This is a genomic window from Streptomyces sp. NPDC020965 (assembly GCF_044333555.1).
In the GTDB taxonomy this organism is placed as follows: Bacteria; Actinomycetota; Actinomycetes; order Streptomycetales; family Streptomycetaceae; genus Streptomyces.
On the sequence record NZ_JBIRRE010000012.1, the window covers coordinates 77,703 to 104,193 of the forward strand.

General features: G+C 71.4%; 23 protein-coding genes and 1 pseudogene. 15 read left to right on the forward strand and 9 right to left on the reverse strand.

What is annotated here, in order from left to right:
• The first annotated feature begins 133 nt into the window (after positions 1 to 133).
• Positions 134 to 1,048: an ankyrin repeat domain-containing protein gene (locus tag ACH4S7_RS30375; RefSeq protein ID WP_398524551.1), complete on the forward strand. Its 915-nt coding sequence runs from the start codon at positions 134 to 136 to the stop codon at positions 1,046 to 1,048.
• 102 nt (positions 1,049 to 1,150) lie between these two features.
• Here the strand turns inward: ACH4S7_RS30375 and ACH4S7_RS30380 are convergent, their stop codons facing one another.
• Positions 1,151 to 2,251: a winged helix DNA-binding domain-containing protein gene (locus tag ACH4S7_RS30380; RefSeq protein ID WP_398524552.1), complete on the reverse strand. Its 1,101-nt coding sequence runs from the start codon at positions 2,249 to 2,251 to the stop codon at positions 1,151 to 1,153.
• Positions 2,252 to 2,507: 256 nt separating this feature from the next.
• Between ACH4S7_RS30380 and ACH4S7_RS30385 the strand changes: the two genes are divergently transcribed.
• The 3 genes from ACH4S7_RS30385 (at position 2,508) to ACH4S7_RS30395 (ending at position 6,173) form a co-directional block, all read left to right on the forward strand.
• Positions 2,508 to 3,059, forward strand: a complete 552-nt coding sequence (locus ACH4S7_RS30385; protein ID WP_398524553.1) for a helix-turn-helix domain-containing protein — start codon at positions 2,508 to 2,510, stop codon at positions 3,057 to 3,059.
• A gap of 9 nt (positions 3,060 to 3,068) precedes the next feature.
• Complete coding sequence (locus ACH4S7_RS30390) at positions 3,069 to 3,482, forward strand: VOC family protein (RefSeq protein ID WP_398524554.1); 414 nt, start codon at positions 3,069 to 3,071, stop codon at positions 3,480 to 3,482.
• Positions 3,483 to 3,764: 282 nt separating this feature from the next.
• On the forward strand, positions 3,765 to 6,173 hold the full coding sequence (locus ACH4S7_RS30395; RefSeq protein WP_398524555.1) for an ATP-binding cassette domain-containing protein: 2,409 nt from the start codon (positions 3,765 to 3,767) through the stop codon (positions 6,171 to 6,173).
• A gap of 85 nt (positions 6,174 to 6,258) precedes the next feature.
• Here the strand turns inward: ACH4S7_RS30395 and ACH4S7_RS30400 are convergent, their stop codons facing one another.
• Genes ACH4S7_RS30400 through ACH4S7_RS30410 form a run of 3 tightly spaced genes read right to left on the reverse strand, consistent with a single transcriptional unit; the run spans position 6,259 to position 8,995 of the window.
• On the reverse strand, positions 6,259 to 6,756 hold the full coding sequence (locus ACH4S7_RS30400) for a hypothetical protein (RefSeq protein ID WP_398524556.1): 498 nt from the start codon (positions 6,754 to 6,756) through the stop codon (positions 6,259 to 6,261).
• Positions 6,753 to 8,306 carry an ATP-binding protein gene (locus ACH4S7_RS30405; protein ID WP_398524557.1) on the reverse strand — a complete coding sequence of 518 codons (1,554 nt, stop codon included), beginning with the start codon at positions 8,304 to 8,306 and terminating at the stop codon, positions 6,753 to 6,755. Before ACH4S7_RS30405 ends, ACH4S7_RS30400 begins: the two co-directional genes overlap by 4 nt.
• Entirely contained in the window at positions 8,303 to 8,995 is a 693-nt protein-coding gene (locus tag ACH4S7_RS30410; protein ID WP_398524558.1) for a response regulator transcription factor, read from the reverse strand. The genes ACH4S7_RS30405 and ACH4S7_RS30410 overlap by 4 nt, the downstream gene beginning before the upstream one ends.
• A 134-nt stretch (positions 8,996 to 9,129) precedes the next feature.
• On the opposite strand from ACH4S7_RS30410, the gene ACH4S7_RS30415 reads away from it, so the two are divergent.
• The 4 genes from ACH4S7_RS30415 to ACH4S7_RS30430 all read left to right on the forward strand — a co-directional run bounded on the left by ACH4S7_RS30415 (position 9,130) and on the right by ACH4S7_RS30430 (position 13,039).
• Complete coding sequence (locus tag ACH4S7_RS30415) at positions 9,130 to 9,792, forward strand: hypothetical protein (RefSeq protein WP_398524559.1); 663 nt, start codon at positions 9,130 to 9,132, stop codon at positions 9,790 to 9,792.
• Positions 9,789 to 10,895 carry a peptidoglycan-binding protein gene (locus ACH4S7_RS30420; protein WP_398524560.1) on the forward strand — a complete coding sequence of 369 codons (1,107 nt, stop codon included), beginning with the start codon at positions 9,789 to 9,791 and terminating at the stop codon, positions 10,893 to 10,895. The genes ACH4S7_RS30415 and ACH4S7_RS30420 overlap by 4 nt, the downstream gene beginning before the upstream one ends.
• 144 nt (positions 10,896 to 11,039) lie before the next feature.
• Positions 11,040 to 11,849, forward strand: coding sequence for an ABC transporter ATP-binding protein (locus tag ACH4S7_RS30425; protein ID WP_398524725.1), 810 nt, complete (start codon positions 11,040 to 11,042; stop codon positions 11,847 to 11,849).
• Complete coding sequence (locus tag ACH4S7_RS30430) at positions 11,846 to 13,039, forward strand: ABC transporter permease (RefSeq protein WP_398524561.1); 1,194 nt, start codon at positions 11,846 to 11,848, stop codon at positions 13,037 to 13,039. The genes ACH4S7_RS30425 and ACH4S7_RS30430 overlap by 4 nt, the downstream gene beginning before the upstream one ends.
• Before the next feature lie 27 nt (positions 13,040 to 13,066).
• On the opposite strand, the gene ACH4S7_RS30435 is transcribed toward ACH4S7_RS30430, so the two are convergent.
• Positions 13,067 to 13,735 carry a response regulator gene (locus tag ACH4S7_RS30435; RefSeq protein ID WP_398524726.1) on the reverse strand — a complete coding sequence of 223 codons (669 nt, stop codon included), beginning with the start codon at positions 13,733 to 13,735 and terminating at the stop codon, positions 13,067 to 13,069.
• 83 nt (positions 13,736 to 13,818) lie between these two features.
• Positions 13,819 to 15,588 (reverse strand): sensor histidine kinase, encoded by a 1,770-nt coding sequence (locus ACH4S7_RS30440; RefSeq protein WP_398524562.1) that lies wholly within the window; start codon positions 15,586 to 15,588, stop codon positions 13,819 to 13,821.
• 159 nt (positions 15,589 to 15,747) lie between these two features.
• Here ACH4S7_RS30440 and ACH4S7_RS30445 point away from each other — a divergent pair, with 159 nt between their 5' ends.
• The 3 genes from ACH4S7_RS30445 (at position 15,748) to ACH4S7_RS30455 (ending at position 20,770) form a co-directional block, all read left to right on the forward strand.
• The gene (locus ACH4S7_RS30445; protein ID WP_398524563.1) at positions 15,748 to 17,958 is read left to right on the forward strand and encodes an MMPL family transporter; all 2,211 of its coding nucleotides are present in this window, start codon (positions 15,748 to 15,750) and stop codon (positions 17,956 to 17,958) included.
• A gap of 376 nt (positions 17,959 to 18,334) precedes the next feature.
• Positions 18,335 to 19,759 carry a rifampin monooxygenase gene (rox, locus tag ACH4S7_RS30450; protein ID WP_398524564.1) on the forward strand — a complete coding sequence of 475 codons (1,425 nt, stop codon included), beginning with the start codon at positions 18,335 to 18,337 and terminating at the stop codon, positions 19,757 to 19,759.
• 474 nt (positions 19,760 to 20,233) lie between these two features.
• Complete coding sequence (locus ACH4S7_RS30455) at positions 20,234 to 20,770, forward strand: GNAT family N-acetyltransferase (RefSeq protein ID WP_398524565.1); 537 nt, start codon at positions 20,234 to 20,236, stop codon at positions 20,768 to 20,770.
• Positions 20,771 to 20,931: 161 nt separating this feature from the next.
• On the opposite strand, the gene ACH4S7_RS30460 is transcribed toward ACH4S7_RS30455, so the two are convergent.
• The gene (locus ACH4S7_RS30460) at positions 20,932 to 21,522 is read right to left on the reverse strand and encodes a TetR/AcrR family transcriptional regulator (protein WP_398524566.1); all 591 of its coding nucleotides are present in this window, start codon (positions 21,520 to 21,522) and stop codon (positions 20,932 to 20,934) included.
• Positions 21,523 to 21,623: 101 nt separating this feature from the next.
• Between ACH4S7_RS30460 and ACH4S7_RS30465 the strand changes: the two genes are divergently transcribed.
• The 3 genes and pseudogenes from ACH4S7_RS30465 (at position 21,624) to ACH4S7_RS30475 (ending at position 23,844) form a co-directional block, all read left to right on the forward strand.
• Positions 21,624 to 22,313 carry a nitroreductase gene (locus ACH4S7_RS30465; RefSeq protein ID WP_398524567.1) on the forward strand — a complete coding sequence of 230 codons (690 nt, stop codon included), beginning with the start codon at positions 21,624 to 21,626 and terminating at the stop codon, positions 22,311 to 22,313.
• 184 nt (positions 22,314 to 22,497) lie between these two features.
• Positions 22,498 to 22,641, forward strand: coding sequence for a hypothetical protein (locus tag ACH4S7_RS30470; protein ID WP_398524568.1), 144 nt, complete (start codon positions 22,498 to 22,500; stop codon positions 22,639 to 22,641).
• A 232-nt stretch (positions 22,642 to 22,873) separates the two neighbouring features.
• A pseudogene (locus ACH4S7_RS30475) lies at positions 22,874 to 23,844 on the forward strand (tyrosine-type recombinase/integrase).
• Positions 23,845 to 24,275: 431 nt separating this feature from the next.
• On the opposite strand, the gene ACH4S7_RS30480 reads toward ACH4S7_RS30475, so the two are convergent.
• A complete protein-coding gene (locus ACH4S7_RS30480) occupies positions 24,276 to 24,854 on the reverse strand; it encodes a PASTA domain-containing protein (RefSeq protein ID WP_398524569.1) in 579 nt (192 codons plus the stop codon).
• Entirely contained in the window at positions 24,851 to 25,372 is a 522-nt protein-coding gene (locus ACH4S7_RS30485; protein WP_366262326.1) for a SigE family RNA polymerase sigma factor, read from the reverse strand. The genes ACH4S7_RS30480 and ACH4S7_RS30485 overlap by 4 nt, the downstream gene beginning before the upstream one ends.
• Positions 25,373 to 25,975: 603 nt before the next feature.
• On the opposite strand from ACH4S7_RS30485, the gene ACH4S7_RS30490 reads away from it, so the two are divergent.
• Entirely contained in the window at positions 25,976 to 26,476 is a 501-nt protein-coding gene (locus tag ACH4S7_RS30490) for a helix-turn-helix domain-containing protein (protein ID WP_398524570.1), read from the forward strand.
• Positions 26,477 to 26,491: the final 15 nt, after the last annotated feature.

Sequence of the window (26,491 nt, forward strand, 5' to 3'; positions counted from 1 at the left end):
CAGTCAGGGGGTGTACGGGGATCACCACACCGACCCCGGGGGTGCGAAGCGGCCGTGCCGTAGGCTCCACTCCCCCGGGAGGGAACCCGGCATTTCCCCCGGTCATAGCCCCTTCGCCGACCTGGAGCCGCTGATGAACGTGTTCGAAGCCGCGCAGGGAGGCGAGGTCGACGTCCTGCGGGCCGCGCTCGCCGCCGGCGTTGATGTCGCCGCGACCGATGAACTGGGCTGGACCGCCCTGCACTGGGCCGCCCAGGGGGCGCAGACGGACGCGGTCGCCGCGACCGCGGCCCTCCTGACGCTCCTCGAAGCGGGCGCGCCGCTGGAACACCCGGGCCGGGACGGGCGTACGGCCCTCTACCTCGCCGCCGAGTTCTCGCCGACGACCGAGCCGGTGGCCCTGCTGCTCGCCCATGGAGCCGATCCCGACATCACGGACGGCCATGGCAACCATGTGACCGTCAACGCCGGTGTCCCGGAGGTCGCCACGCTCCTGACAGCCACAGCCACAGCCACAGCCACAGCCCCGGCCGGAGCTCTGCCCGACGCTCTGCCCGGAGCCGCGGCCGAGCCGCCCGTACGCGCGGAACCGCCCGTACGTGCGGAACCGCCCGTACGAACCGAGCAGCCGTACGCCGGTGCCGAGCCGTCCGCCAGCCCGGCGCGGAAGATGTCGCTGAAGGACTGGCGCGCCGCCAGGAAGCGGGTCCACGACGTCCTGGCCGGGCTCGACGCGGCCGGGTTCGTCGCGCTCCCCGCCGTGGGCACCACCCAGTCCGACGGGTTCGCGGACTGCGGCGAGGTCTTCTCCACGCGCGGCGGGGATCTCGCCGACCTCGTCGGGTTCTGTTACTACACCAGCGAGGACGCCCGTCGCGCCCGTGCCACGGGCCAGCTCGATCTGGCGTTCTGGGGTGCGCCGGACGGCAGCCCGGCCCGGATGGAACACGCGGGCGAACTCATCGTGCGGGCGTTCCGCGCGGCCGGATTCGCGGTCGAGTGGAGCGGTACGGGGACGAACCGCCCCTGCGTCGACCTGACCTCCTGAACGCCTGACCTCCTGAACGCCTGACCTCTTGACTGCCGGCCTCCGCGTTGACTGCCGGCCTCGCGCGCAGGCGGCTCCCGGAGCGATGGGTGGACCGACCGCTCAGCGGGGAGCCGTGGCGACCTGGACGCGGTCGCTGTCGCCGTCGGAGAGGAACGACGCCAGCGCCTGCCCCTCCGCGGCGACGGCGGCCCGGTCGGTCCGGGAGAAGCGTCCCAGTGGGGTGACCGTCACGGTGTCGGCCTCGACGCTCCAGGTCGCGGCGACCCTGCCGTCGACCAGGACGACGCGCTCGCCGGCGACCGACAGCCCGCGGTGGGCGTCGTCGATGATCCGGGTGCGGTCCTGGTAACCGAGGATCGCGTTGTCGAACGCCGGCAGGAACCGCACCGGGGCGGGTGTGTCGGGGTCGGGGCGCGGCGCGTCGGGCAGGTCCAGCAGTTCCCGGCCGCGCTCGTCGCGGAAGGTGACCAGCTCTTCGCGGATCGCGGCGACCGCGGCCGGCAGTCCGGCGAGGCCGCACCAGGCACGCAGATCGGCCGACGCGGCGGGGCCGAACGCGGCCAGATAGCGCCGTACCAGCGCCTGGCCCACCGGATCGGTGGCGTCCGGGGACGGCGGGTCGATCGCGCGCCCCAGCCACGACGACAGCGGTACATTGCGCACCCCCGCCTTCGTGCGCCACAGCCCGCGCGGCGGTAGCTGCACCATCGGGACGAGGGCGGCGATCAGCATTTCGCCCAGTGCCCGCGGCCCCGGTGCCGGCCAGCGCGTCGCCAGCGTCCGGGCCAGCTCGGTCATCGAACGGGGCTCGCCGTCGGCCATCACCGCCCGGCCCGCCGCGGCCAGCTCTTCGAGGTCGACCCCGGCGAGTTCGGCGCGGTAGACCCCGAGCACCCGCTGGCGCAGCATGGCGTCATGGCGGGCCCGCCAGGCCAGCGCGTCATCGGCGGTGACGAGGTGGACGGTGCGGCGCATGAGATGGGTCCGCACCACCTTTCGGCGGGTCAGCGGCTCCGAGAGCGTCGCCGGGTCGAATGCGCGCAGCCGCGACCAGAGCCCGATGAACGGTTCCTGGGGTTCCTGAGCCTGTAGGCCGCCGAGGTGTGCGACGGCGTCGAGGACCGGTACGTCGGCGCGGTCGAGCAGTAGCTGCCGGGCGAGCGTCGCGCGGTTGAGCGCCCGGGTGCCGAGCACGGTCATCGGGGTTCCTCTCGATTCCGTACAGGTAGAAGCATGTGTGTCGGGATGGGGCGGGCGCGGATCAGACCAGGGTCCGGCACTGTTCCGGTGCGGGTCCGGTGCGGGTCCGGTGCGGGACAACAGTCGCAGGAGAAGAGGTCAGTTTCTGTCCGCTTTCCTCCGCGCCCGGCAGTCGGTCGGCCCCGTGTCCCCCTCCTGGCGGTTCGGGGTACTGAGCCCGCGGGTGGGCGCGTGGTGCCGTGCGATGCTGGAGCGTATGACCCTGGAGGACCTGGTACGGCTGCGTCGAGCCCGGGACGCAATGGACCGAGACTACGCGGAGCCGCTGGATGTTCCGGCGCTGGCGAAGGTCGCGCTCATGTCGCCCGGTCACTTCTCCCGCAGCTTCCGCGCCGCGTACGGCGAGACGCCGTACAGCTATCTGATGACCCGCCGTGTCGAGCGTGCGAAGGCGCTGCTGCGGCGGGGTGACCTGAGTGTGACCGAGGTCTGCTTCGCGGTGGGCTGCACCTCGCTCGGGTCGTTCAGCTCGCGCTTCTCCGAACTGGTCGGTGAGAGCCCCAGCGCCTACCGGGCCCGCCGTCACGAGGCCGGCGCCGCGATCCCGGCGTGTGTCGCCAAGATCCTCACGCGCCCCACCAGAAACGCCGAGCCAGTCAGAAACGCCGAGCCGGCCGGGAACGCCGGGCCCACCAGAAACGCCGGGCCGGCCGGTACGGGTACGGGTGCGTCGGACAGTAGGGGCGAATCGGTCCTGATCGGTGAACCGGTCAGGATCGGAGAAGCGGATTCCGTCGCCGCCTCGTAGCGTCGAAGCATGAACATCAAGCTTGCACAGTGTTTCATCGCGGTCGACGACCATGACAAGGCACTCGTCTTCTACCGGGACGTCCTCGGCCTGGAAGTGCACAACGACGTTTCGTTCGAGGGAATGCGCTGGTTGACCGTCGGTTCACCCGAGCAGCCCGGCGTGGAGCTCGTACTCGAACCGCCGCTCGCCAACCCCAACGCCTCGCCCGCCGACAAGCAGGCGATGGCGGAACTGCTGGCCAAGGGCGCACTGCGCGGCGTGATCTTCTCCACCGATGACTGCGACGCCACCTTCGAACGCATCCGGGCCGCTGGTGGCGAAGTGTTGCAGGAGCCGATCGACCAGCCCTACGGGGTCCGCGACTGCGCCTTCCGCGACCCGGCCGGCAATATGCTCCGCTTCACCCAGTCCCGCCCGTAGGAGGAACCGCCCGCGCGGGGCCGTGTCCGTGGGCCGCTCCGACCGCTGGGCCGGAGGCTATGTGATCCGCCGGGGGAGACCACGTAGCCTCAGCCCAGCAGTCCGAAGGGCCCAGGCGGAGGGCCCAGGCGGAAGGCGCCGGCCCGGAAGGTCCCGGACGACCCCGAACGGCCCCCGGCCCGGCAAGGCCCCAGCCCCGAAGGCACCTGCTCGCCGGCTGAGGCCCGCCCGCCAGCCGAGGCCCCCACACGGATGAAGCCCCCGCCCCGAGAGGGAGACACGATGAGCAAGGCCAAGAGGACGGACCCGGGGGCGCCCGTGTCGCATATCGCCGACAGCCACGGTCTGATCCGTGTGCACGGCGCGCGCGAGAACAACCTCAAGGACATCAGCGTCGAGATCCCGAAGCGTCGGCTGACGGTGTTCACCGGCGTCTCCGGCTCGGGCAAGAGCTCGCTGGTCTTCGGCACGATCGCCGCCGAGTCACAGCGGATGATCAACGAGACCTACAGCGCCTTCGTCCGCGGCTTCATGCCGGCGCCGGGGCGGCCCGAGGTCGATGTGCTCGACGGGCTGACCACCGCGATCATCGTCGACCAGCAGCGGATGGGCGCCGACGCCCGCTCCACCGTCGGCACCGCCACCGACGCCAACGCGATGCTGCGCATCCTCTTCAGCCGGCTCGGGCAGCCGCACATCGGCTCGCCCAACGCGTACTCCTTCAATGTCGCATCGGTCCGGGCGAGCGGTGCGATCACGGTCGAACGCGGCGCCGGCAGCAAGACCGTGAAACAGACCTTCACCCGTACCGGCGGCATGTGCACGCGCTGCGAAGGCCGGGGCACGGTCTCCGATATCGACCTCACGCAGCTCTACGACGACTCCAAGTCGATCGCCGAGGGCGCCTTCACCATCCCCGGCTGGAAGTCGGACAGTTGGTGGACGGTGCGGACGTACGCCGAGTCCGGTTTCCTCGACCCGGACAAGCCGATCCGTGATTTCACCGAGCGGGAGTTGCGCGACTTCCTCTATCGGGAGCCGACCAAGGTGAAGGTCGAGGGAGTGAACCTCACCTACGAGGGGCTGATCCCGAAGATCCAGAAGTCTTTCCTGTCCAAGGACCGGGAGGCGATGCAGCCGCATATCCGCGCGTTCGTGGACCGGGCGGTCACCTTCACCGCCTGCCCCGAGTGCGGCGGCACCCGGCTCAGCGAGGCGGCCCGGTCGTCGAAGATCGAGGGGATCAGCATCGCCGACGCGTGCGCGATGCAGATCAGCGATCTGGCCGACTGGGTCCGGGACCTCGACGCGAAGTCGGTGGCGCCGCTGCTGGCCACCCTGCGGGGCACCCTCGACTCGTTCGTCCGGATCGGGCTCGGCTACCTCTCGCTCGACCGGCCGTCGGGCACGCTGTCGGGCGGTGAGGCGCAGCGCGTCAAGATGATCCGCCACCTGGGCTCCTCGCTCACCGATGTCACCTATGTCTTCGACGAGCCGACGATCGGCCTGCACCCCCATGACATCCAGCGGATGAACGACCTGCTGCTGCGGCTGCGGGACAAGGGCAACACGGTGCTCGTCGTGGAGCACAAGCCGGAGACGATCGCGATCGCCGACCACGTCGTCGATCTCGGCCCCGGCGCCGGTACGGACGGCGGCACCGTCTGCTTCGAGGGCACCGTCGACGGGCTACGGGCCGGTGGGACCGTCACCGGCCGCCATTTCGATGACCGGGCCGCCCTCAAGGAGACGGTGCGGCCCCCCACCGGGATGCTGGAGATCCGTGGCGCGACGGCGAACAACCTGCGCGATGTCGATGTCGACATCCCGCTCGGGGTGCTCGCCGTCATCACCGGTGTCGCCGGTTCCGGCAAGAGCTCGCTCGTGCACGGAGCCCTGCCACAGCAGCCGGGGGTGGCCGATCTGGGCGTGGTCTCGATCGACCAGGGCGCGATCCGCGGTTCGCGGCGGAGCAACCCGGCGACGTACACCGGACTGCTCGATCCGATCCGTAAGGCGTTCGCGAAGGCCAATGGCGTGAAGCCGGCGCTGTTCAGCGCCAACTCCGACGGCGCCTGCCCCAACTGCAACGGCGCGGGGGTCATCTACACCGATCTGGCGATGATGGCCGGGGTCGCCACGGTCTGCGATGAGTGCGAGGGGAAGCGGTTCGAGGCGTCGGTGCTCGAACACCACCTCGGCGGCCGTGACATCAGCGAGGTGCTCGCGATGTCGGTGACCGAGGCCGAGAAGTTCTTCGGCGCGGGCGAGGCGCGCACACCGGCCGCGCACCGGATCCTCACCCGGCTCGCCGATGTCGGGCTCGGCTATCTCAGTCTGGGCCAGCCGCTCACCACGCTCTCCGGCGGCGAGCGGCAGCGGCTGAAGCTGGCCACCCATATGTCCGAGAAGGGCGGCGTCTATGTGCTGGACGAGCCGACCACCGGACTGCACCTCGCCGATGTGGAGCAGTTGCTCGGTCTGCTCGACCGGCTGGTCGAATCCGGCAAGTCGGTCATCGTCATCGAGCACCACCAGGCGGTCATGGCGCACGCGGACTGGATCATCGATCTCGGTCCCGGCGCCGGTCATGACGGCGGGCTGGTCGTCTTCGAGGGCACGCCCGCCGAGCTGGTCGCCGACCGGTCCACGCTCACCGGCGAGCACCTCGCCGCCTACATCGGCACCTGACCGGCACCGGCACGCTGTCCCAGGCGGTACGGGACGGAGGACGGCCCACGCGTGGCGCAGGTGGTGCGCCTGGGTGTGGGGTGCGTCATCCGCCGAGGAACTCCGCGCACCGGAAGGGCCCGACCTTGTCACCGGTCGCCGGCCGCAGCGTGACCTCCACGTCATCGGCCCTGACCTTCGGGTCGATGACGGACTGGGTGCGCGCCAGGGTGCACACCAACTGTCCCGTGCCCTGGTCGCCCGCCGGCTGCTGATAGACGCTGGTCAGGTACACCGTGACACGGGTGCCCTTGCCCTCCACCGCGTAGCCGCCCAGCTCATGGACGAGGGTGGTGAGCCCGGCCTCCGTCTCGGCCTGCGACGGGCCCGCGCTGAGCAGCTTCATCACCATGTTGAGGTCGGTGATGTCCCTGTTGAGCACGGGCACCGAGCGCAGCCCGGTGGGGGAGGCGAAGTACAGCCGCGCCCCGCGCGTCAGCCCGTCCGCCGATTCGCCCGCGCCCACCACCCCGGTCGGCTGGACGCCGCAGCCCGTGAGGGCGATCCCGAGCGCGGCGACCACGACCCCCCGCAGGAGCCTCATTCCGTGTCCTCTCCCGTGCGTAGTAGGGGCAGCCGCAGGGTGAACACCGCGCCCCGGCGCGCCCACCCGGGCCCCCCGGCGGCATCGGCGGCGTCGCCGACGTCGATCGTGCCGCCGTGCAGCCGCGCGTTCTCCAGCGCGATGGCCGTGCCGAGGCCGCTGCCCTGTCCGCTGTCGTCGGCCGCGCCGCGGGTGCGGGCCGCGTCCGCCTTGTAGAACCGGTCGAAGACCCGCTCCCGGGCCCCCGGCGGCAGGCCGGGACCGTGGTCGGCGACCTCCAGCGTCACCCACTCCGCACCGGTCCCGTCCGTCGCGGCGGCCGTGCCCAGGGTCACGGTGACCGGCGGGGCGCCGTGTCGCAGCGCGTTGCCCACCAGGTTCGCGACGATCACATCGATGCGGCGCCGGTCGACCACCGCCCGTACGTCCTCCTGGAGGTGCGTCCGCACCCGGTCCGTCCAGCCGCGCAGTGCCAGCGACGCCCGTACGGTGTCGGCGAGGTCCGTCTCCGCCGTGTTCAGCCGTACCACCTTGGCGTCGAAGCGGGAGATCTCCATCAGGTCCTCGACCAGCCGCGCCAGCCGTGCCGTCTCCGCGCCGACGGTACGGGCCGCCCGCGCGGCGTCCGGCGGCAGTTGGTCGGCGTCCTCCTCCAGGACGGTCGCCACCATCGTCATCGCCGTCAGCGGTGTGCGCAGTTCGTGCGAGACGTCCGCCACGAAACGGCGCGCCTTCGCCTCCTGGTCGCGCAGTTCCGCGTCGGACGCCTGGAGCGCGTCGGCGGTCTCGTTGAAGGTCCGCGCCAAGTCGGCGAGTTCATCGTGGCCCTTGACGGCGACGCGGCTGCCGAGGTCGCCGGCGGCCAGCTCGCGGGTGGCCCGGCCCAGCTTCCGCACCGGGCGCAGCACCGTCCCCGCGGCCAGCAGCGCCAGGACGGCGGCGAGCAGCACCACCGGCACGATGCCCGCCCGTACGGAGTCCAGCAGGGCTGCGGTGTCCTCGTGTTCGGCCTGGAGATCGGCGATGGCGTAGACCTCCAGATCGGAGGTGCGGAGGTCGCCGTCGGAGTACCGCACGGGCATTCCGACGATCAGATAGGGCCGGCCCTGCCACATCACCCGCTGGAACCGGGCCCCGTCCTCGGTCTGTACGGCCGTGCGCAGTTCGGGCGTGATCCGGCTGTCCGTGTCGGCGAGCGCGTCGGAGACCGCGACGAGGTTCTGGTAGTGGGCGACCACGATGCGGTCGCCGGTGCCGATCCCCTGCGAGACCTTCTGCGCGAACTGGGCGAGCGAACGCTGGTCGGGCGGTACGTCGAAGTCGGCTGCGACCGTGGTGACCCGCTCCCGGAAGTCGTCCACGGCGGAGTTCTGGGTGCGCTGGAGCACGGCGTTGCGGGCGTCCCGGTAGGCGAGTGCGGTCGCGGTCACCGCGCTGATCAGGGCGACGAGGACGAAGGCCACGACGAGCCGGACGCGCAGCCCGCCGACGAGGCGCCAGGGGCGCCACTTCGGGGCGCCGGCCGGCCTGCCCTTGTCCCCGCGCTTCACAGGGGTCCGAAGCGGTAGCCGAAGCCCCGCACCGTCTGCACGTACCGCGGTTTCGACGGTATGTCCTCCAGCTTGGCCCGCAGCCGCCCGACCGCCGCGTCCACCAGTCGGGAGTCCCCCAGGTAGGTGTGGTCCCAGACGGATTCGAGGAGCCGCTCGCGGCTGAAGACCCGGCCGGGGGAGGCCGACAGCTCCAGCAGCAGCCGCAGTTCGGTGGGGGGCAGCGCGACGGGGACGCCGTACTTGGTGACCACCAGACCGGCGCGGTCGATCACCAACCCGGCGTCGGCGTCCGGCCGCTGTGGCTGCCCGGACGGTTCCGCCCGCCGCAGCGCGGCCCGGATGCGGGCCTCCAGCACGGGTGCGGTGACCGGTTTGACCACGTAGTCATCGGCGCCCGCCTCCAGACCGGTCACGATGTCCTGGTCGTCACCGCGCGCGGTCAGCATGATGACCGGCAGGACGGTGGTCCTGGAGCGGATCCGGCGACACACCTCGAAACCATCCATACCGGGCAGCATCAGGTCCAGCACGGCCAGTTCGACCTTCCCGCCGCCGGGACCGTCCAGCAGCGCGAGGGCCTCCTCGCCGGTGGCCGCCGTGTCGATGTCGTACCCGTGCCGGCGCAGCACGAGCTCCATTCCGTCCCGTACGGACGCGTCGTCCTCGATGAGCAGCACATGCGGCATGGGGTCGATTATGCGCACCGGGACCGCTGATCCGCCGCCGTCGTCAGGGGTCGATGTGCAGGTCGGGGGCATTGTTACGCTCTCATCATGTGGCCATGGAGGGGCCATCACCTGGCGTGACGAGGGTTGCGGCCATGAGCCTGAAGACCACCTCACGCGCCACCTCCCGTGCCACCGCCAGGCTGCGCCTGACCGTGCTCGTCGCCGCCCCCGTCCTCGTCTTCTCGGCTGCCTGCGGCGGCGGTGACGACGGTGCCGGCGCCCGAAGCCACGGCATCGCCGAGGTATCGGCGGCGGCCCCGTCCTCACCGCCCGCGAAGAGTGACAGCGGCACCGGCGCGGCCCGGACCGCGGGCAAGAGCGCCTTCTACGACGCCCAACTGGCGTACGTCCGGTGTATGCGCGCCAAGGGCGGCTACCCGGAGTTCCCCGACCCCCGGCTCAGCGGCCACCTCGACTGGGCGAAGATCAATGTGATCGGCTCCCAGCCCGGCCGCAACGAAGGCATCAAGGGCGGCAAGGACCGCGCCTGCGTGCCCGAACTCCTGGCCGCCTCCGCGGCCACGCCCAAGATCGACCAACAGAAGGCGTACGAGTCGATGCTCGCGCACGCCAAGTGCATGCGGGACAACGGCGTCTCCCGGTTCACCAACCCGACGATGTCCGGCGGCAACGCGGTCCCCGGCGGCGACCCGACCCCGGGCACCCCCTCCATCGACCAGCGGTCGCCGGCCTATCTGGGCGCCGAGAAGGCGTGCGCGTCGAAGCTGCTCGAAGGTCTGGACGGGATGCAGTGAAGCGCCGCACGATCCTCCTCACGCTCGGCGCGGTGACCGCCGCCGCCGTCACCGGGGGCGTACTCCTCCTCGGCGACGGCGGTGACGCGGACGCCTCCGCCCGGGACGGAGAGCTGCCGCCCGCCACCGCGACGGTCATCCGTACCGACCTCGTACAGTCCAAGACGGTCGACGGCGCGATCGACTTCGCACAGCGCCGCGCGGTCAGGTCCGCCGTCGACGGCACGGTCACGGTGGCCGCGTCCGAGGGGCGGACGGTGACCATGGGGCAGGCGCTGTACGAGCTGAACGACAAGCCCGTCACCCTCCTCTACGGGCCGGTCCCGATGTTCCGCGAGATGAAGTCGGGCGACCGGGGCAGTGACGTACTCCAACTGGAGCGGAATCTGCGCGATCTGGGGTACGGGCGGGGGCTGTACGTCGACACCCGGTACGACGACGCCACCGAGGCCGCCGTCAAACGCTGGCAGAAGTCCCTCAACCGCGACACCACCGGCAGGGTCGGTAAGGGCGATGTCGTCTTCCAGCCCGACCAGGTGAAGGTGGCCGCCGCCGACGCGGCCCTCGCCGACCAGGTCGGTCCGGCCGACACCGTACTGACGATCGCCTCCACCCGGCCCGTCGTCCGGGCGCGACTGGATCAGACCGACGGTGCGCTCACATCGAGCGGCACCAAGGTCGAGGTCACCCTGCCGAGCGGGAAGACCGTGGCCGGCAAGGTCGCCGGGACGGTGCGCCCCGAGGCGCCCGCCCCCGGGGCCGCCGCGGCGGCCCCGGACGGCATCACCGTCGAAGTCGTCCTGGACGGCGGCGCGGAGGCGGTGTCCCACGAGGACGCCAAGGCGCCGGCGAGCGTGAAGTTCGTCAGCGAGGCGCGCAGGGGAGTGCTCGCGGTCCCCGTCGAGGCGGTGCTCGCCCTGCGTGGCGAGAACGGCGGTTACGGGCTCCAGATCGTTCGGGGCGCCACCTCGGGGACGGGGCGGGCGGATGCGGCCCGGGTGGAGACGGTGCGGGTGGAGACGGGCATGACCGCCGACGGCCGGATCGAGGTCAGCGGCCCCGGCCTGCGCGAGGGCCTGAAGGTCGGGATGGCCAAGTCATGACGGTGGACGTGGTGATCGGGGTGGTCAGGTCGTGACGGCGGCGGGTGGTGACCGGAAGGGGCGGGTCGTGACGGTGGACGTGGTGATCGGGGTGGTCAGGTCGTGACGGCGGCGGGTGGCGACCGGAAGGGGCGGGTCGTGACGGTGGAGGCGGTCTCGGAGGCGGTGATCGAATTGCGGGACGCCACCAAGTCCTACCCTGGCGGTGTGCACGCCCTGCGCGGGGTGAACCTCACCGTCGACGCGGGTGAACTGCTCGCCGTCGTCGGCCCGTCCGGCTCCGGTAAATCCACCATGCTCCATGTCATGGGCACCCTCGACAAGCCCACCACGGGCACCGTCCGGATCGCCGGCTACGACGTGTCCGAGCTGTCGGACGCCCGTCTCTCGGCACTCCGCGCCCGCCATATCGGCTTTGTGTTCCAGCACTTCCACCTGGCGGCGGGGCGCGATGCGGTGGACAACGTCGCCGACGGGCTGCTGTACGCGGGCGTACCGCTGAAGGAACGGCGCGCGCGGGCCCGCGAGGCGCTCGCCAAGGTCCGTCTTGACCACCGCCGCTCACATACGCCGAACGAACTCTCCGGAGGGGAGAAGCAGCGCGTGGCCATCGCCCGCGCCCTGGTGGGAGACCCCCGGCTGCTGCTGGCGGACGAACCGACCGGGGCGCTGGACACCGCGTCCGGCGCGATCGTCATGGAGCTGCTGCACGAGCTGAACGCGTCCGGGACCACGATCTGCGTGATCACGCACGACAACGAGATCGCCGAGTCACTGCCGCGGCGGGTCCGCTTCAAGGACGGCGAGATCGTCTCGGACACACGTTCCGGTACGTGTTCCGGCGCCCGCCGCGGAGCCCGCCCCGGTGTCCGTCCCGGCGCCCGCCCGGACGCCCGCCTCGGCGCCCGTATGGAAGAGGCCGGTTCGGGCCGTACGGGAGAGGCCGGTTCATGAGGAGCGAACTCAAGCCCGCCCGCCTCTCCCTCCCGGACATCCTCCGCCTGGGCGCGGTCGGACTCCGTGCCCGCCGCGCGCGCGTGGTGCTCTCGGCGCTCGGCATCGCCATCGGTATCGCCACCATGGTTGCGGTCGTCGGCCTGTCCGAATCCAGCCGCGCGGATCTGATGGCCCGGCTCGACCGTCTCGGCACCAATCTCCTCACCGCCGAAGCGAGCGAGGACGAGAAGGGGATGCCGGTCAAGCTCCCCAAGAACGCGGTCGCGATGGTCGAGCGCGTCGGCCCAGTGCTGCACGCCACGGCCACCGCCGATATCGACGCCCGGATCCGCCGCAGTGATGTCGTCCCCCAGGAGCGCACCGCCGGTGTCATCTCCCAGGCGGTCCGCCTCGATCTGCTGTCCACACTCGGTGGCCAGGTCGCCAAGGGCACCTGGCTGAATCCGGCCGGCGAACGCCTCCCGACGACGGTCCTCGGCTCGGTGGCGGCCGAACGCCTCGGCATCACCCGTACCGGCGAGACGATCATGATGAACGAGACCCGCATGGTCGTCATCGGCATCCTCGAACCGATCGAACTGGTCCCCACCCTGGACCGGGTGGCCATGGTCGGATTCCCCGCCGCCGAGCGCCACTTCGGCTTCGACGGCCACCCCACCACCGTCTTCGAGCGCTCCACGGACGCTTCGGTGGACGACGTACGGGCGATCCTGGCCCGCACCATCAGCCCCGGCAACGAGGCGGGCGTCAAGGTCTCCCGCCCCTCGGACGCGCTGGCCGCCAAGGCCGCCACCGACGAGGGCCTGACCAACCTGATGCTCGGCCTGGGCGCGGTGGCCCTCCTCGTCGGCGGGGTGGGCGTCGCCAACACCATGGTCATCTCCGTCCTGGAGCGCCGCCAGGAGATCGGCCTGCGCCGCTCGCTCGGCGCCACCCGCAACGCGATCCGGCTCCAGTTCCTGACCGAGTCGTTGCTGTTGTCGGCGCTGGGCGGGGTGACGGGCGCGCTGCTGGGCGCAGCGGCCACCTACGCCTTCGCATGGGTCCAGGGGTGGACGGCGGTGGTCCCGCCCTGGTCCATGGCGGGCGGCCTGGCCGCCACCCTCGTGATCGGCGTGGTCGCGGGCCTGTACCCGGCGATCCGTGCGTCCCGTCTGCACCCGACGGTGGCGCTGAACGGTTCGTGAGGCCGCGCTGTGCTGCCCTGTCCCGGCCTATCCCGTGTGGTCCCCCGTGGTCGTACGGGCGGTGACCAGGCCCGATTCATAGGCCGCGATGACCGCCTGGGCACGGTCGCGGACGGCCAGCTTGTCGAAGATGCTGGTGATGTAGTTCTTGACCGTGGAGAGGCTGATGTCCAGGGCCTCGGAGATCCCGGCGTTGTCGAGTCCGGTCGCCATCAGATGCCACACCTCGACCTCACGGGGGGTGAGTTCACCCGGGCCGGTATGGGTCGGCCGCGCACCGCGAGGCGCCCGTACATAGGTGGAGATCAGCCGGGTGAGCAGGCGCGGCGCCACGACGGCATCGCCGGCGTGGACGGTACGGATCGCCGCGCCCAGCTCCTCCGGGGAGCTGTCCTTGGGCAGGAACCCGTAGGCGCCGGCGCGCAGGGCGCCCACGACGTATTCATCGAGGTCGAAGGTGCTGAGGGCCAGGACCCGGCAGCCGGGCACGGTCGCGGCGAGCTCCCTGGTCGCGCCGACCCCGTCGAGGACGGGCATCCGGATGTCCATCACCACCACGTCGGGGCGGAGCTGGTGGGCGAGGGCGACGGCCCGCGCGCCGTTCTCGGCCTCTGCCACCACCTCGAAGGAGGGGTCGGGGGAGAGGATCAGCGACAGACCGCGCCGGACGAGCGGTTGGTCGTCCACGATCAGCACTCTGATCACCTGCGACGACGGTGACGGTGACGGCGGAGGTGACGGTGACGGTGTGGATGCCGTTGGTGTCGGCCCGGTCCCGGTCATCGGCGCACCCCTTCGTACGGGACGGCCGCCTCAGCCGTCCCATCATCCATCGCATTGGTCGCATCAGTGCCATGGGTGCCGTTGGTGGTGCCCGTGCCGTCGGTGTCATCAGCGGGGAGTGGCAGCTCGGCCACCACGCCGAACCCCCCGTCGGTCCGCGGCCCGACGGCGAGGGTGCCACCGTGCAGGGCGACCCGCTCGCGCATACCGATGAGGCCGTAGCCGCCGGAGCCCACCGCCGATGCCCCTTCCTGCGGCGGTGCGCCCCCGCCGTCGTCCCGTACCTCGACGGTGACCCGATCCCGGTGGTAGGTCAGCAGGACGGAGGCGCGGGCGTCCCCCGCGTACTTACGGGCGTTGGTGAGCGCCTCCTGGGCGATCCGGAACACCGTGAGCCCGACGGTCGGCGGCAGCGGACGCGACTGCCCGTGGACGCTGAACTCGGTCGACAGCCCCGCGAGTCGGGACTCGGCCACCAGCCGGTCGAGATCGTCGGCGCCGGGCTGGGGCAGCGTCGGCGCGGCCTCCGGTTCGTCGCCGGCCCTTAGTACGTCGAGGAGTTGACGCATTTCGCGCAGTGCCATCCGCCCGGATCCCTCCAAGGTGACCAGGGCGTCCCGAACCACCTCCGGCCGCTCGATATTGGCCTGCGCCCCGCCGGCCATGAGCTGCATGGTGGTGATGTGGTGGGCCACGATGTCGTGCAACTCCCTGGCTATTCGCCGTCGTTCGTCGGCGACCGCACGATCGGCGAGGAGCCTGCGGTTGGCCGCCACCTCCCGCTGCCAGCGGTTGACCGCCAGGGCGGTGCCGACGACGATCAGGGTGGAGAGGGGCGAGGCGACGGCTTCCTGCCAGGGGGGAATCCGGCCGCCGCTCTGGCTCAGCAGCGTCAGCATTACGGTCGCGACGGCCGCGACCGCCGTCACCCGACCCCGGCAGGCCCTGGCGACCGAGTACAGGGCGACCACCAGGACGGCACCGAAGTGGCTGGGCAGCGGCACGGTCAGGGCGGCCGTCGCGTCGAGTGCCAGTACGGCGGCGAGCGCCGCCACCGGATGGCGGCGCCGGGCGAGCAGGGGCATGGCCGCCAGTGCGACGAGCAGGAATCCGGCGACGTTCACCTCGTGGTGACCGTCGGGGTCGTTGAAGAACACATAGCTGAGCAGGTTCATCGCACAGGCGCCGGCGGTCACGAGCGCGTCGTTACGGGTCCACGGCGGCTCGGCGCCGCCGACGCCGTCCGTGCCGCTGGCGCTATCGACGCTCTTGGCCCGTAGCGGCTCCCGGGCCTCGCCGGGCCCGGTGGGACGGCTCCTGGCCATGTCTTGCTCCCTGCGTCTGGTCTCCCCGTGTCCGGCCTCCCGGCCCTCCGGACAGGGTTGCACAGCACCCACGGTGGCGGCGCCGACGGCGGCCGGGCCGGGCCCGCGGCCCTTGCCCACGCCACTGACCAGGACCGGAGCCCGTACGCGTACCAGCGCCCGTACGCGTACCAGCGCCCGTACGCGTACCAGCGCCCGGACGCGAATCGGCACCAGAACCGGAAGCCGTACGGGCACTGGGCCGGACCTCGTATCGACACCACGACCGGACCCCGTACGGGCACGGGACCGGCACCCGTACCGGCACCCGTACCGGCACCCCGTATCGATACCGCCGACCAGCACCAGGACCAGGAGCAGCACCAGGACCAGGACCAGGGCCAGCACCAGGACCAGCACCAGGACCAGGGCCAGCACCAGGACCAAGACCAGGGCCAGCACCAGGACCAGGGTCCTGGTCGCGGGCCCGGGAGGGACCCAGGGCCCCGGTCCGGATCACCCGCTGCCATGACGCCCGCAGACCCCCCGGAGTGATGGTCTGGAGACCGGCCGGGAGCCCCCGGCAGACGTCCGCGTTCCAGACCGTCCGCCGGAGGACACGTGATCCGCGCCCTGACCGGATACTCCACCAGACACCCGTGGAAGGTCATCGCCCTCTGGGCGGTGCTGGGCATCGTCCTGAGCGCCCTGGCCCCGACGCTGATCCCCCGCGTCACCCAGCACCAGACCGGGGACTTCCTGCCCCGCGCGTACGATTCGGCCGCCGCGCTGCGGATCGCCCAGGAGGAGTTCGGGGAGGACCCCGACGCCACCACGGTGACGGTCCTGGTGGCCCGATCGGACGGCGAGGCGCTCAGCACCGCCGACCAGAAGCGGATCGAGGCCGAGACGGCGAAGCTGTCCAAACGCCGGGTGACCATGCCCAGGGAGGACGACGGTCTGCCGTTCCTGGTCCCGGACCGCTCCCAGACACCCCGGATCGCCCCGGCGATGACGGCGCCCGACCGGAGCTTCCACCTGCTCTCCGTCCAACTGATGGGGAATCCCGGGGACAAGGGGGTCCAGGGCGTCTACCGGACCTTCCGGGACGATGCCCGGACTCAGTTCTCCGAGGCGGGCATGCGCACCGGCTTCACCGGGGGCCTCGCCGACACCGTCGACACCACCGATTCCCACGAGACCGCGGCGAAGGTCGGCAGCGGCCTCGTCATGGGATTCATCATCCTGCTCAATGTGCTGGTGTTTCGCAGCGCGCTGGCGGCACTGCTGCCGCTGCTCGCGGTCACCGTGATCGGCGGCGTGGCGATGGGTGCCGTCGCCGGAGCCGCGATGCTCACCGGGCGCAAGATCGACGCGGGCACCCCGGAGCTGATCAATGTGGTCCTGCTCGGCATCGGCATCGACTACCTGCTGTTCCTGCTGTTCCGCTTCCGTGAACAACTGCGCGCCCGGCCGGAGCAGTCGGCCCGCGAGGCGGCCGAGCTGGTCTCCGGCCGGGTGGGCAACGCGATCACCTCGGCGGCGCTGACCATCGTGGCCGCGTTCGCCACGCTGGGCCTGGCGACCTTCGGGCAGTTCCGCTCGATGGGCCCCGCCATCGCCGTCGCGGTCCTGGTGATGCTGGTCGGCAGCCTCACCCTGTTGCCGGCGCTGCTCGCGGCCGCCGGGCGCAAGATGTTCTGGCCCGCCAAGAACCTGCGCCACGAGCCGGGCGAAGGCCGGGCCGCCCGCCTCGGCGCGCTGGTCACACGACGCCCGCTGCTGATGCTGGCCGCCTCCGTCGTCCTGCTGGGCGCGCTGGCCGCCGGACTGATCGGCATCCGGATGGACTACGGCCGGGGTGACTCCGGTGACCGGACCGCCGCCGCGACCACCGCGGCCGAGATCTCCCGGGCGCTGCCGGCCGGAGTCTCCGACCCGACGAGCGTCTTCGTCACCGCGGACGATGACACCGCTCTCACCAGCGGCGGGCTGGCCGGCCTCGCCCGTGCGCTCACCCGGGTCGACGGGGTGGGCCAGGTCGCGGGGACCGTCCTGAACGAGGACCGCCGGGCCGCCCGGATCGACCTCTATCCGACCGCCGACCCGCAGAGCCGGGCCGCCCGTGACCTGGCCTCCGGGCCGATCCGGGCCGCGGTCGCCCAGCACGCGCCGGCCGGGACGACCGCCCATGTGGGCGGCACGCCGGCGATCTTCGCCGATGTCTCGACCGCCGTCGACCGCGACCTCAGGACCGTGTTCCCGGTCGCAGCCGGGCTGATCGCGCTGATCCTCGTACTGCTCCTGCGCAGCCTGCTCGCACCGCTGGTCCTCATCGTCTCGGTCGGGCTCGGCTTCGCCGCCACCCTCGGCGCGGCCACCCTGCTGTTCCAACACGCCCTGGGCGAACCGGGTGTCAGCTTCACCCTGCCGCTGGTGCTGTTCCTGTTCGTCGTGGCCCTGGGCACCGACTACAACATCCTGATCGCCGACCGGATACGGGAGGAGATGCGGCGACCCGGCCCGGCCCGCGCCGCCGTGGCCCGCGCGGTACGGCACACGACACCGGCGATAGCGACGGCCGGGCTGGTGCTGGCCGGCTCCTTCGCCACGCTCGCCACGAGCCCGGGGAGCGAGCAGGTCGCCTTCGCGATGGCGCTCGGCATCATGCTCTCCGCGCTCGTCCTGTCGCTGGTGCTGGTCCCGGCCCTGTTCGCGCTCCTCGGGCGGGCCATCTGGTGGCCGGTCCGTCCCCGGCCCACCAAGGGCGGCCACGCGAAGCACCGTACGACCGCACCCGCCCCGGAACCCGAAGACATCAGGGCGTACTGAGCCGCGAACCGGGTGCGCCAGGGGTGTGCGAACAGCCCCGGACCGGGGCGCACGCAGGGACACGCAGAGGGGGCGGAGAGAGGGCGGAGAGGGGATGACCGCTTCTCTCCGTACCCAACGTATAGCGCACCGGGGGGCTTGCGGCAAGGCCCGGGTCGTACCGCAGAATCATCGACCTAGGCCAGAACCTGCGGAAATGACAGATCCACGGTGTATGTGGGCTGTTGTGGCTGTATGGGTCCTGCGGGGACACCGAATCGACGGTGCGCCCCGCAGCGCGGTGGCGCCGGGTGCGCGCGCCGCCGGGGGGGATTCCGCACGGAGCGGCTGGCCTCATTCCGTCTCGTTTTCTCAATCTCATTCGATGGGGGTTTTTATGCTTGACGTGATCGTGGTGGGCGGCGGACCGACCGGCTTGATGCTGGCGGGGGAGCTGCGGCTGCACGGAGTCAGCGTGCTGGTGCTGGAGAAGGAGGCCGCACCGAGGGATCAGTCCCGTGCGCTCGGCCTGCACGCGCGCAGCATCGAGGTGCTGGATCAGCGCGGTCTGCTGGAGCGGTTCCTGTCGCTCGGCGAGAAGTTCGCGGTCGGCGGTTTCTTCGCCGGTATCGACGAGCCGTGGCCCGACCGGCTGGACACCGCGCACTCCTATGTCCTCGGCATCCCGCAGAGCGTCACCGAACGCCTGCTGGCCGAGCGCGCCACCGAGCTGGGTGCCGAGATCCGGCACGGCGGCGAACTGGTCGGGCTGGCGCAGGACGACCACGGGGTGACCGCCGAACTGGCCGACGGCACCCGGCTCAGCTCCCGCTACCTCGTCGGCTGCGACGGCGGGCGCAGCGCGGTGCGCAAACTGCTCGGCGTGGGCTTCCCCGGCGAGCCCACCCGGGTCGAGACACTGCTGGGCGAGGTGGAGCTGGCCGTGTCGCCGGAGGCACTGCACGCGGTGGTGGCGGAAGTCCGCAAGACCGAGGTGCGGTTCGGCGCGATGCCGCTCGGGGACGGGGTGTACCGCATGATCGTGCCCGCCGAAGGGGTGGCCGACGACCGTACGCCGCCGACCCTTGAGGAGTTGGGCCAGCGGATACGGGACTTCGCCGGGACCGACTTCGGCGTGCACTCACCGCGCCGGATCTCCCGCTTCGGCGACGCCACCCGGCTGGCCGAGCGCTACCGGACCGGCCGGGTGCTCCTGGCGGGCGACGCGGCGCACGTCCACCCACCGACCGGCGGGCAGGGGCTCAACCTCGGCCTCCAGGACGCGTTCAACGTCGGCTGGAAGCTGGCCGCCGAGGTCAACGGCTGGGCGCCGGAAGGGCTGTTGGACAGCTATCACGCCGAGCGGCACCCGGTGGCCGCCGAGGTGCTGGACAACACCCGCGCCCAGACCGAGCTGCTCTCCTCCGAACCGGGCGCCCAGGCGGTGCGCCGACTGGTCGCGGAGCTGATGGAGTTCGAGGAGGTCAACCGGCACCTGATCGAGAAGATCAGCGCGATCGGCGTCCGCTACGACTTCGGCGACGGCCATGCACTGCTCGGCAAGCGGATGCGGGACGTGGGGCTGAAGCGGGGGCGTCTCTACGGGCTGACCCACGGCGGCCGGGGGCTACTGCTCGACCAGACCGGCCGGCTCTCGGTGGCGGGCTGGACGGACCGGGTCGACCACGTCGTCGACGTCAGCGAGGAATTGGACGCCCCCGCGGTGCTGCTGCGCCCGGACGGTCATGTGGCCTGGGCCGGCGAGGACCAGCGGGAACTGCTCGACCGGCTGCCGAAGTGGTTCGGCGCCGCCACCGACTGACCGCGGTCACGGCGTCCCTGATCAGCGACTGGACGTCAGGCGATTGATCCAGCGCCCAAGTCCCCATCGAGCCAGCCGGGGACCGCGGCCGAATCCGCCGCCGCCCTACTTCGCCCGCCCGGTCGCCCCCATCGGTCTGTCGCCTCCAGTGACCGTCGGGCGACAGGATCGGCGCCTTGCGTTCCGCCCTGGGCCCGGATCTCGATAGGGGATTCGTGAGCGGAGATGCGGAACGCCTCCTCGTAGGAGGCCAGCGCCGCGCTCAGAGCCCCGCCCGCGAGACCCCGGCGTCGAACTGGCTCGGCCAGCCGGACGAAGAGGCCGAGGACCGCGGCAAGGCTCCCGATCATGATCAGGAACGGTAAGAACGCATCCATGGCGGTAAGGCTATGGGTCGAACGCGGGCCCGGGGCAGCGGAGTTGACGGGCCACTCGGTTTTGATCGCGGCCGGGCCCGCTGATTAGCTGGGCGGCATGACCGACCTCGGACCCGTCGCCTGGCCACCCGCCCCGATCAAGACCAAGAGGCTCGTGCTCCGTGAGCCCGGGGCCCGGGACCGTACGGCGGTCATCGAGCTGCTGGCCTCGCCGGAGGTGGGTGCCTACCTCGGTGGTCCCCGGCCGCGCGATGAGATCGGGCGGGAGATGCCGGGGGCGCCCGCCCGCCGCCCCGGCCGTTTTACCGTCGATCTCGACGGAGCGATGATCGGCCAGATCACGCTCTACAAGGAGACGGGCCACCTCCCACAGGCCGCTGGCAAGGCCGAGCTGGGTTACCTGTTCCTGCCGGAGGCGTGGGGGCACGGGTACGCGGCCGAGGCGTGCGCGGCGGCACTCGACTGGTTCGCCGGCGCGCTTCCCGGCGAACCAGTGGTGCTCGCCACCCAGACCGCCAACGCCCGCTCGATGCGCCTCGCGGCGAAGCTGGGCTTCATCGAGGTGGAGCGGTTCGAGTCCTACGGCGCCGAGCAGTGGTTCGGCATGTGGTCCCCGGTCACGCCGGCCTGCTGAGCCCGCGTCCGACTGAGCCCGCGCTCGACTGAGCCCGCGCCCGACTGAGCCCGCGCCCGACTGAGCCCGCGCCCGAGTGAGTCCGCGTCCGACTGAGCCCGCGCTCACCGCTCCTCGCGGTGGGACGGTGGAGCGCGCGCGCTGCTGCCGACTCCTCCGCGTCAGGCCGGGCTCGGCAGGGCGTGCGCGAGCAGGGTCTTCGCCGCCGTCCGTGCATGTCGGCCGTAATCCGCTTCGCCGAGCACCATGGCGCGACTGGCCGCCCCGTCCGCGAGGGTGACCAACTGTTCGGCGAGTGCGGCGGGTTCCTGGCAGCCCAGTTCCGTCACCAGTGTGGTGACCAGCCGTACCATCTGTAGTTTCTGTTCACGGGCGTAGGAGTGGACCGCGCTCTCGGGGTCGGGGAACTCCGCCGCGGCGTCGATGAATGGGCATCCTCGTACCGGTGTCGCGTCCGGCAGGGGGGCGAACAGCCCGAGGATCCGCTCCAGCGGGGGGATGTCCTCGCGGGTCAGCACGTCTTCCAGCGTGGCACCCGACGAGGTGAGGTCCTGGAGATGGGCCACCACCAAGTCGCTCTTGGTCCGGAAATGCGCGTAGAGCGTGCGTTTGGACACGGGTGCCGCCTCCGCGACCTGCTCCATGCCGGTCGCGTTGATGCCGTGGGTCGCGAACAGTTGAGCGGCGGCGGCCAGGATGCGCTCCCGTCCGCCACGCCCCCGCCCGCGGGATTCCGTAGTCGTCGCACTCATGGGCCAAGTATACGGCTGCGTTTACTTCGAGAGGTGATGCTTGCTAGGGTCGTGCAATGTAAACGGTTGCGTTTACATCGATCGCTGTTGAGGAGTCTTCCGTGAGCCCGTTGGCCCCGACCGAGCTGAGTGACCGCGCGGAGAAGCTGATACGCGGCCGCCACGCGACCCGTGCCTTCCGCCCGCAAGCCGTCCCCGAGTCCACGATGCGTGCGATCTTCTCGCTGGCCGGCGCCGCGCCATCCAACTCCAACGCGCAGCCCTGGCGGGTGGAGGTGGTGAGCGGCGCCACTCGTGAGCGCCTGGCCGACGCCGTGCGGGCGGCCCACGCCGAGAAGCGGATCTCGGTCGATTTCCCGTACTCCGATGGCATGTACTCACCGGTGCACCAGGCGCGCCGGGCGGCGTTCGGTGCCGAGCTGTACGGAGCGCTGGGCATCGGAGCCGACGATCACGAGGCCCGGGCGGCTTACGACGCGGAAAGCCTGCACTTCTACGGCGCACCGCACGCCGCGTTCCTTTTCGTCACCGGGGACGGCGGGCCCCGGCTGGCCGCTGACGTCGGTGCCTATATGCAGACCCTGCTCCTGGCGATGGCCGCCTACGGCGTGGCGAGTTGTCCGCAGGGGTTGCTGAGCTTCTACGCCGACACGGTCCGCGCCGAATTGGCCGTCTGTGAAGGGAAACTGCTCGTGAGCATCTCCTTCGGCTACGCCGATGAAGCGGCACCGGTCAACCGCGTCACGACCGGGCGGGCCGCGCTCGAAGCGGTCGCGACCTTCCACGGCTGAGGGCTGTCCCGACGGTCCGGCCCGGCCCGAGGTGGTGAGACGTTGCACTGGGCATGGCCAAACTTTTCACATTAACTGGCCAGCTCTCCGAACGTCTGCGGTAGCCGGGAAAGTCTGCTCGATGGAGTGCCTCTGGGGCGGCTCTTCTTCCTGTCGGATCTGTGGGCTGTGTGTCATGTTCGGCATGAAGTCGTATGGGACGGTCCGCGCATCAGGCGGACAGCTCTGGTCTGCCCGCTGTGCGGTGGGTGACCTGTTCATTCCGTTCGTGGTGGCTGCGATCTTCGAGAGCAAGCCGGGCTTCAAGAAGGAATGGCGAGTCCAGTGACGACACCGGCCACCCTCTGCGCGTTGCGGGGGTCGAGGAACATCGGAACGAAAACCGGCGCTAAGCCCGGATCGCCGCTGGTCGGCAGCTGACGGTCCGTCGGCACCGGCCGGTCCGTGAAGTCGTTCCGCAGATAATGGGACATTATCTGCGGTATTGCCGATCACGATCTGCGGCGACGTCGCCGGGCCGCTGCGCGAAGCGGCCCTGTTATCTGCGGCAAGGGAATCCGGTGCCCGTCCTGCTGCTGCCGACCGGGAAGGCGCTGACCGTCCGGACGGCGGCCGACGCCTTCCTCGACTCGCTCACCAACCCGAACACCGTCCGGAACTACGGCATCGCCCTCGGGAAGACCGCCGAGCACCTCGGCGAGGGCCGCCCGCTGGCCGCCGTCGCGGACGACGAGATCGGCGGGGCGCTGGAACTCCTCTGGGGCAGCTCGGCGGTGAACACCTGGAACGCCCGCCGCGGCGCGGTCCTCTCCTGGACCGGCTGGTGCGCCGAGCGCGGCTACGACGGGCCGGCGGTCCCGGCCTGGGCGAAGCGGCTTCCGCCGCCGGACTCCGACACCCCGGTGCGCTCGAAGATGGCGATCGACCGGCTGATCGCCCGCCGCGACGTCCACCTCCGGGAGAAGACCCTGTGGCGGATGCTCCACGAGACCTGCGCCCGCTCCGAGGAAATCCTGGACGTCAACATCGAGGACCTCAACCTGCCGGCCGACGGGCCCCGGTGAAGTCCAAGGGTGCCAAGCCCAAGGTGCGCCGGCGCGGCACGGTTCGCGCCGACTACGTGCTGGAGACGGTGTTCTGGGACGCCGGTACCGCCCGGCTGCTGCCGCGCCTGCTCAAGGGCCGCACCCGCGGGCCGGTGTTCGTCACCCACCGCCGCCCCGGACCCGGCAAGATGCTCTCAGCCCGGGACGTCTGCCCAGACACCGGCCTAGCCCGCCTCTCCTACGGCCAGGCCCGCGCGCTGCTCGACCAGCACACCGCGCACGCCGGGCCGGGCACCGGCTGGGACCTGCACGAGTACCGCCACTCCGGCTTGACCCACCTCGGCGAGCAGGGCGCCTCCGAGCTGATGCTGATGGCCAAGTCCCGGCACAAGAAGGTCGAGAACGTCCGCCGGTACTTCAAACCCTCGGCGGCCGCCATCGCGGACGTCACCGCTCTGCTCGCGCCCGGGGACGCCCGCCGCTGACCCGCGCGCGGAGCGGTGCGCGCTGGTGTGCGCTCCAGCGCGCACCCCGGCAGGGCTGTTCGTCCTGGTGGCGGGGCTGGTGAACTGGTTCACGGCCAGGCCCCGCGGTGCACCGCCCTTCACGCCGACACCGGCTACCCGGTGACGGGCCACGGGCTGGCCGGAGGAGCGTGAACGTCGTGCGGTTGCCCCCTGACCCCCTGACCCCCTGACCCCCTGGACCTGCGGGACGTGCGTCGCCGTGTCGATGCGGTGCTGCAGGAGTTCCTCGACCACCAGGCCCTCCCCGGTCGTCCAGGCCCGCGCGTCCAGGAAAAGTCCAGCAGCGGCCCGGAGGGGCGGGCGTCCAGCCGGTGCGCCGCGGTCGACGGACTGCCCGGCACCGGCCCCTGGGTCACTCGGCCGGTGCGCGGGCCGAAGGGCCCGGTCGCTCAGGTTCCGCCGGGTTTGCCCGTCGAGACCAGCAGGAGGACGGACGAGCCCGGTGCCACCGGTTCTGCGCCGCCCCGGGGCTGACTGCTGATCACCTGCCCGGCGGGAGCGTTCCAGTCCGTGTGCCGCATGATCGTGCAGCTCAGTCCGAGTCCGCGCAGCAGGCTTCCGGCCTGTTCGACCGGCATGCCGGCCAGGTCCGGCAGCGCGATGCCCGCTCCCGCGGTCTGCTCCTGCTCCTGTGTCGGAGTCGCATCGGCGCTTCCCCTCTTGGGGGTGCCGGTGGCGAGCGGGGTGCACGCCCCGTTCGCCGGTGGGGACAGGGACGGGGAGGCGCCGGGCGCGGGCGGCACGGGCTTCAGCGCGAAGAACCCCACCGTGGCGCACGCCAGCACGCAGCACGCCGCAGCGGTGCCGAGGAGCGCCCGGCGGGGGCGGCTGCGGCTGACGGCTCGCTCGATCGCGGCCGCGTCGACGACCGGCGCCGTCGGCCCGTCGGCGAAGGAGGCCACCGCGGCACGCAGCTCGGCTTCGAGGCCCGGCTCGAACGGGGCCGGTCCGGACGACGTGTTCCTCACTTCGTACCTCCGAAAGCGGCCGACGGCGTGTGCGGCGCCTGGGCGCCCGATACGGAATCGCGCAGCTTGGCCAGGCCGCGGGCGAGCTGGGACCTCACCGCACTCGAAGAGATGTCCAGGACGTCGGCGACCTGCCGGGCGTCCAGATCGTGCAGGTAGTACAGGACCACCACGCTGCGCATGCCCATCGGCAGCCCGAGCAGTGCCTCGATCAGTTCCGCGCGCAGATCCACCTGCCCGAACCGGTCCCGGGGGTCGGCCGTCTCGGGCACCCCCGACAGCCCGGGGCGCTCGCCCCGGCGAGACAGCCGCCGCCAGCGGTCGTTGGCCAGGTTGACCAGCACTTTGCGCACGTACGCCTCCGGCGAGTCCGCAACCGCGACCTTCCGCCACTGTCGGCACGCCCGCTCCAGCGCCTCCTGCACCAGATCCTCGGCCACGTGCACGTCACCGGTCAGCGCATACGCGGTGCGGAACAACGCTCCCGACCGCTGTGCGACGAACTCCGTGAATCCGATGCCCGGACCGCTCCTGCGAAACCTCACCCGCCGACCTCCTCTCCTCGTCCCGTCCCGATCACTGCCCCCATGACGGCGGAACGGGGCCGAGTGCTGCACCGAGCCGCCGGCAGTGACGTGAATCACAGCCGGGACGGAAGGGTGTCCCAGGACCTCGCGCCGCTGCCGCCCGGGGTGCGGGCGGGGCCCGGCAAAGCGGAGGGCCGCCGGGCGGGCGGCCCGCAGTCGGCCGAGCCGTCAGAAACTCGACCGGCACCCCGGACCTCCAGGCAGTTGATCAACACGACTGCCGAAGGTTCAACCACCACGGAACCGCAGGTCAACGGGCTCCGGAGAGCACGGAGGGCTTAGCGCCGGTTTTCGTTCCGATGTTCCTCAACCCCCATTGCCCCGACGGCCAGTCCGAGCGGCCTCCAGCCAGCTGAAACCTCCCACGCGGCCCGCCGCGCTGGCCACGAAGCTTGAAACCTCGGCCAGAAACCCTGAACACGCAGGCCAAGTGGCGTGAAACTGGCCAGTTAGCCTGCAAAGTCTCAGGTGGCATGGAACACTATTGCAAGCACTTGCTTGCAATAGTTAGCAAGCGGGTGCACCATCGGTGGCATGGCATCACTCAACGTCGGCAATCTCGGTGAGTACCTCCGCGAGCAGCGGCGAAACGCGCAGCTCTCGCTTCGGCAGCTCGCCGACGCCGCCGGGGTGTCCAATCCCTATCTGAGTCAGATCGAGCGCGGGCTGCGCAAGCCGAGCGCGGAGGTGTTGCAGCAGGTCGCCAAGGCCCTGCGGATCTCCGCCGAGACGCTGTACGTGCGGGCCGGGATCCTCGACGAGCGGGATCGGGACGAGCTGGAGACGCGTGCCGTCATCGTCGCCGACCCCTCGATCAATGAGCGGCAGAAGGCCGTCCTGCTCCAGATCTACGAGTCCTTCCGCAAGGAGAACGGATTCGACGCCACGGACGATCCGGATGGCGAAGGCGACGCCGACGGCGAGAGCGCCGGCAGAGCCGCCAACGGCTACAAAAGCGATAGAACGGACTCGGACGCCACCGCTGACGGCCCTCACGAGGCCGACGGCAACGATGCCGGCCAACCCTCAAACTGACCCGTCTTCCAGGAG

Bases quoted from the DNA above. Each gene is read 5' to 3' on its own strand.
- ACH4S7_RS30375 (WP_398524551.1), top strand. From the start codon at position 134: ATGAACGTGTTCGAAGCCGCGCAGGGAGGCGAGGTCGACGTCCTGCGG.
- ACH4S7_RS30460 (WP_398524566.1), bottom strand. From the start codon at position 21,522: ATGAGTGCGACGACTACGGAATCCCGCGGGCGGGGGCGTGGCGGACGG.
- ACH4S7_RS30430 (WP_398524561.1), top strand. From the start codon at position 11,846: ATGAGGAGCGAACTCAAGCCCGCCCGCCTCTCCCTCCCGGACATCCTC.
- rox (WP_398524564.1), top strand. From the start codon at position 18,335: ATGCTTGACGTGATCGTGGTGGGCGGCGGACCGACCGGCTTGATGCTG.
- ACH4S7_RS30415 (WP_398524559.1), top strand. From the start codon at position 9,130: ATGAGCCTGAAGACCACCTCACGCGCCACCTCCCGTGCCACCGCCAGG.
- ACH4S7_RS30380 (WP_398524552.1), bottom strand. From the start codon at position 2,251: ATGACCGTGCTCGGCACCCGGGCGCTCAACCGCGCGACGCTCGCCCGG.
- ACH4S7_RS30410 (WP_398524558.1), bottom strand. From the start codon at position 8,995: ATGCCGCATGTGCTGCTCATCGAGGACGACGCGTCCGTACGGGACGGA.
- ACH4S7_RS30455 (WP_398524565.1), top strand. From the start codon at position 20,234: ATGACCGACCTCGGACCCGTCGCCTGGCCACCCGCCCCGATCAAGACC.
- ACH4S7_RS30400 (WP_398524556.1), bottom strand. From the start codon at position 6,756: ATGAGGCTCCTGCGGGGGGTCGTGGTCGCCGCGCTCGGGATCGCCCTC.
- ACH4S7_RS30385 (WP_398524553.1), top strand. From the start codon at position 2,508: ATGACCCTGGAGGACCTGGTACGGCTGCGTCGAGCCCGGGACGCAATG.
- ACH4S7_RS30470 (WP_398524568.1), top strand. From the start codon at position 22,498: ATGAAGTCGTATGGGACGGTCCGCGCATCAGGCGGACAGCTCTGGTCT.
- ACH4S7_RS30490 (WP_398524570.1), top strand. From the start codon at position 25,976: ATGGCATCACTCAACGTCGGCAATCTCGGTGAGTACCTCCGCGAGCAG.
- ACH4S7_RS30390 (WP_398524554.1), top strand. From the start codon at position 3,069: ATGAACATCAAGCTTGCACAGTGTTTCATCGCGGTCGACGACCATGAC.
- ACH4S7_RS30395 (WP_398524555.1), top strand. From the start codon at position 3,765: ATGAGCAAGGCCAAGAGGACGGACCCGGGGGCGCCCGTGTCGCATATC.